Source organism: Paenibacillus terrisolis (assembly GCF_056171975.1).
Genome location: NZ_JBKFGG010000025.1, coordinates 1 through 419 on the forward strand (window position 1 = coordinate 1; position 419 = coordinate 419).

Annotated in this window: 1 protein-coding gene; it reads right to left on the reverse strand. The window is 51.3% G+C overall.

The features are described 5' to 3' along the window. Positions 1-281, reverse strand: a 281-nt coding sequence (locus ACI48K_RS18385) for an IS110 family transposase (RefSeq protein WP_475029080.1), incomplete at its 3' end; no start/stop codon positions are given. Positions 282-419 lie beyond the last annotated feature (138 nt).

Genomic DNA, 419 nt, shown 5'->3' on the forward strand with positions numbered 1-419 from the left:
TTTGCGCGCTTGGACCGTAACGGGTTAACGATGAAATGCGTCCAGCCACCAAGCTCGAGATAGGCTACAAGTGCACGATGGTAATGCCCTGTCGCTTCTAATACGACGACAGGAGCCATTGCTGTCTGTGCCTGCAGCTCGGCTAGGAGTTCCCCTAATCGCTCAAGTCCGCTCTTTCCGTGCGAGATGCTCTCCAACTTTCCATAGGGTTCATTCCGCCTTGTAAAAGCCTGTACCACACTAAATCCCTTTGCAACATCCACACCAACAACGGGTTCCATAACAACCTCCTAAATACATTGTGCCGGCGCTCCCACGATGGTTCCAATCCCATAGCTTCGCTTGTGATTCGAGGTCCAATGCCTCAACCAGCTCAAACATGGTCATTGGAGGTAGTAGGAGAACAGTTTTATGGACGG